Origin of the sequence: Bacillus clarus (assembly GCF_000746925.1) — a bacterium.
Classification (GTDB): Bacteria; Bacillota; Bacilli; order Bacillales; family Bacillaceae_G; genus Bacillus_A; species Bacillus_A clarus.
In genome coordinates this window covers 1-4,100 of sequence record NZ_JMQC01000001.1, presented here as the reverse complement: position 1 = coordinate 4,100, position 4,100 = coordinate 1, and the positions used below count along the sequence as shown (strand labels likewise).

Genomic DNA, 4,100 nt, shown 5'->3' with positions numbered 1-4,100 from the left:
GGTGTGAAGTGAAGGCTGGGGTGAAGCGAAGCGAGGGGCTAGCCCCTTTTAATGTCATAAAAATATAGAGTGAAAAAGTATTCATGAACAGTTAATCTAGGCGGTTCGGCAGGTACAATTGCTAGTCCAAGTCGTGCTACTTAAATCCTCGTTTTTGGTATGTTCGGCTTGGCGACATGCCATCACCTGCCGAATTTCTCCATACAAGGAGGAAGGAGGAAGATTTTTTGAGTGGGTTTCTCAAAAAATACTCTCCATTCCTTGTATGGAGAAAAGCCTATAAAGAGATATAGAAAGAGAACCCGTAAAAAAGTTGATATATTAATGTTTTCATAGTTTGATATGTGTCATAGCTTGTGACACGTATATGTGTCACAAGCTATGACACATGTTTGACACGAAGTGTTTCTTTTTTGATTGATAATATTTCTTTTTTGACCTATAATGTGTCATATATTATACATAAATGTATCACAGTTCATGACACATTTAAAAAAGGGTAAGGAGATGTTATAAATGCAAACAGAGGTGTTAAAATTGAATGATAAAAAAATCACTGTTGAATTAACTCCCGAACAATTAAAACAACTTCAAAGGCTTGTAGAAGTTGAAGGAATACATGAAACAAAAGAAAAACAACAAGAAGAAAGAAAAAAGAACCATAATTTTATTCAGTTATATCGTGATAATATGCCAGAATTACGTTGGCTAATGTCTAATCATACTTTTGCTAGTTCATTATTATTTTTTATTTTAGAACATATGGATAACAGAAATGCTCTTGCATGTTCTTATTCTGTTTTTGAAGATTACTTTAGAAAGTCAAGATCAACAGTATACAGAGCAATAAAACTGTTAGAAGAAAATGGTTTTTTAAATGTCTTAAAAATGGGGACATCAAATGTTTATGTAGTGAATGAAGATTTAGCTTGGTCTGATTCAAATGACAAGAAAAAATTCACCAAATATGACGGGAAAATTCTTGTCAGCAAAAAGGAAAACAAAGATTACGAATATCAAAGTCAATTCGATCGGTTCAAAGCATTAAGAGAAAGAGAAAACCTAAAATAAAAAACAGAGAAATTTTATAAAAAAGATACCAAAAAGTACTCGTGAATCTTTAATTATGAGCACTTTTTGGTATCTTTTTATCGTTCTAAATCCATATTTTTATTTCTATTTTTCTTTTTTTGTTGCAAATCTTTTGAAGCAAGATCATATCCTTTTCTTTCGTGTTCTGTTAAATTATTTTCACTAAATCGAGTATTACTAAAGGGATTTAAAGTAATATTCACTTTCTTTTTGCAATACCCTACAATTTGTTGAAACCTCTCTATTCCTTGAGGAACACGCTCTTTATAGAATTCTTGTACTTGCGTAAATAATTTTTGTAGTCTCTCATATTTCGCTTTATATGGTTCTAATTCTTTTTTCTCTTTCTCTAAACGTTTTACAGTTGTATGTAAATCTGTATTATTCACTTTCAAAGCATGATTTTGTTTCTGTAACGTCTCATTTTCTCTTTTAAAGGCCTCTGAAGCTTTCGCAAGGGTTTTAATCCTTTGAAAATCTTCTGGGCTAATTTCAACAGTTTTGGAGCGTATGAGACCTCCTTTTTCTTTCACAGACATGTTTTCTACTTTTTTCCCAACATCAACTGCCCTTTTTAAATCATTTAAACGATTTTTCATCTGTTGCATAGATTTCTCTATTTGTTGTTTCTCTAACTCTTTCTCTAAAAGAGTATCTTCTAACACTTGTACTTCTTCTTTTGCTGTTAAAGCCTTCAAACGCGTCGTTTCGATGTGCTTTTTATCACTGGATACACCACGCTCTAAATCAAAACCTGTCTCTACCATATGAGTATGGAAATCGTCCTGAAGCGAAACTAACTCTTTACGATTAAAAATCTGTTTTGCTGATAATTTCTTTTCTTCAGTTACTGGAACCATCCCCACATGCATATGAGGTGTTTTTTCATCCAAATGTACGGCTGCATGTACAATGTTTTGTTCTCCATAGCGTTCTCTAAGAAAGCTATAGGCTTCCTCAAAAAATTTTTTTTGAAAATCTGGATTTTTTTCACTTAAACGTTCAAAAAAACCCCTATCGCTTGTTACTATAAATTCACACATCACAACTGCATCTTTTCGAATTGCTCGATTGGTTTCTACATTCTGTTCGATCTTTTCTTTCACTGTTCTTAAATAATCAATGTATTGATCGTTATGTAAATCATAATTTAAATGACTTTGTTCTTTTTCAATATCAGGATTTGTATGACTCTCTTTTTCTCGTTGATTATGAATCTGGATTCCCTTCACATCTCGCATTTTAAATTTCTGCATTCTACAAATGGCAAAACTCACGAATCCTCACCTCAACTTGTCCTATTTTTTCTCTTTATATTGTTCTCGACTACTCTATAAAGTATATATACTTCTCTACTGTTTTTTCGGTGGATTTCCATGTAAAGTATAGCACACTATACTTTACTATCGTAAAGAGTGTGCCCCCATAGGGGGATTTCAGCTTCGCTGAATAAGACCTTGGGCTTTGCCCAAACCCACTGGGAAACTTTTCCCCAGACCCCCTTAATCAAACTCCCCAACCCCTCAATCCTTGAGGGGCTCCCTCGCCGGTTGGCAGGAACAAACCGTAGTTTGTTCAGTGCCAAGAGGGTTTGGGTGTCGTTCGGTTGGTCAAGTCAAATACTCCCTTTGCTTCGCTAGGTCCGTTTTGATTGACCAACACATTTTTTCTTTTATAATATGTTTTTCATCAGTAAACCAAGTACTCCTGTTAACAATGCGCTTATGATTAATCGTAAAATCCATGTAGTATTCGCACTGATTTTTTCTAATTGTTTATTAATAGTTAAAACATCTTTTTCAGCTACTATGATTCTTGCTTCTAAATTTTTTATGTCATGTTGAATAGCTTTTAAATCTAGATTCATTAGATTGACATCTTTTTCCAGTTCCTCCAATTGTGTCATATGGCATACTTCTCCTTTAAAATTATTTTTAATACATTATATGTATATGATAATTAAAGAATGATGATATAAAAAAAGAGCACCCAAATGTGCTCGTCCATTACGATTATACTTAATAAATAAAACATATTGTGTCATTTATTAAGTATATGCTTGTCTCATCTAAATTGCCTTATTCAGCGAGGGGCTAGCCCCTCTAAGTGTCATACAATATTGAGTAAACACTAATTCATAAACAATTGATCCAAGCGGTTTAGCAATTTCATTTTCGAATGAATATAACCACAACGAACATAATATTAATTATGATAAGAGATTGTTATACTTCACTGTGTGTACCCATAAAAAGAACCCTAATATTTGATAGGGTTCTTTTTATATGTCAAGCCAAAAAATAAAGAAAGGCTTATCTAGTTATATACACATTTTTGTACCCTGCATATACTAACAATATACAACGGCCTACTTAATAAATTACCTTATAATATAGCAAGCGAAAGGGGACATCATGAATTATTCATTTAACAAATGTGATGGATTAATCCCTTTTAAAAAGAACTATGAGTGCTCAACAATAGCCTGTAGAGATCCTTGTAATTTAATCTCCAATAAAAAAACCAAAAGTTTATATATAACTTTTGGTTTTTTTATATTCACACTTAAAAGTAGGTCTTCCTATTTTATTCAATATTTTTTAATTTGTTCATTTTCCTTTGTTTTTGAGTGTGAAGTGAAGCGAAGCGCTTGCCCTTTTTAATGTCATAAAAATATAGAGTGAAAAAGTATTCATGAACAGTTAATCTAGGCGGTTCGACTTGGCAACATGCCCATACCTGCCGAATTTCTCGATGCAATGAAGAAAAGCCTTTTTAGTAATAGAAAAGTTTTTATCTTGTCAATTTTGAATGAATATAAGAATAATATACACAATAATAAGTGTAAAATGTGGTGTAGAATTATTCTTTAACGGTGCTCTCAAAAAGAACCCTATTATTAAATAATAGGGTTCTTTTTTTATAAGGAGATTGGCTGAACTTAATACAATATATGCTTGTTCTTTTTTTTTGATATCTTATAAAGATATATTTTTCCCCTTGTTTTT

The 4,100-nt window shown here is 32.2% G+C and carries 3 protein-coding genes; 1 reads left to right on the top strand and 2 read right to left on the bottom strand.

Annotated features, from left to right (window positions below; genetic code table 11):
- Positions 1-516: 516 nt before the first annotated feature.
- Entirely contained in the window at positions 517-1,071 is a 555-nt protein-coding gene (locus tag DJ93_RS00015) for a replication/maintenance protein RepL (RefSeq protein WP_042978599.1), read from the top strand.
- A gap of 77 nt (positions 1,072-1,148) precedes the next feature.
- Here the strand turns inward: DJ93_RS00015 and mobV are convergent, their stop codons facing one another.
- Positions 1,149-2,369, bottom strand: a complete 1,221-nt coding sequence (gene mobV / locus DJ93_RS00010) for a MobV family relaxase (RefSeq protein ID WP_277620665.1) — start codon at positions 2,367-2,369, stop codon at positions 1,149-1,151.
- Between the two features lie 395 nt (positions 2,370-2,764).
- The gene (locus DJ93_RS00005; RefSeq protein WP_042978598.1) at positions 2,765-2,998 is read right to left on the bottom strand and encodes a hemolysin XhlA family protein; all 234 of its coding nucleotides are present in this window, start codon (positions 2,996-2,998) and stop codon (positions 2,765-2,767) included.
- Between the last annotated feature and the right edge of the window lie 1,102 nt (positions 2,999-4,100).

What these genes read in the sequence shown, in the direction of transcription:
- DJ93_RS00015 (WP_042978599.1), top strand. Translation starts at nt 517, where the DNA reads ATGCAAACAGAGGTGTTAAAATTGAATGATAAAAAAATCACTGTTGAA.
- DJ93_RS00005 (WP_042978598.1), bottom strand. Translation starts at nt 2,998, where the DNA reads ATGACACAATTGGAGGAACTGGAAAAAGATGTCAATCTAATGAATCTA.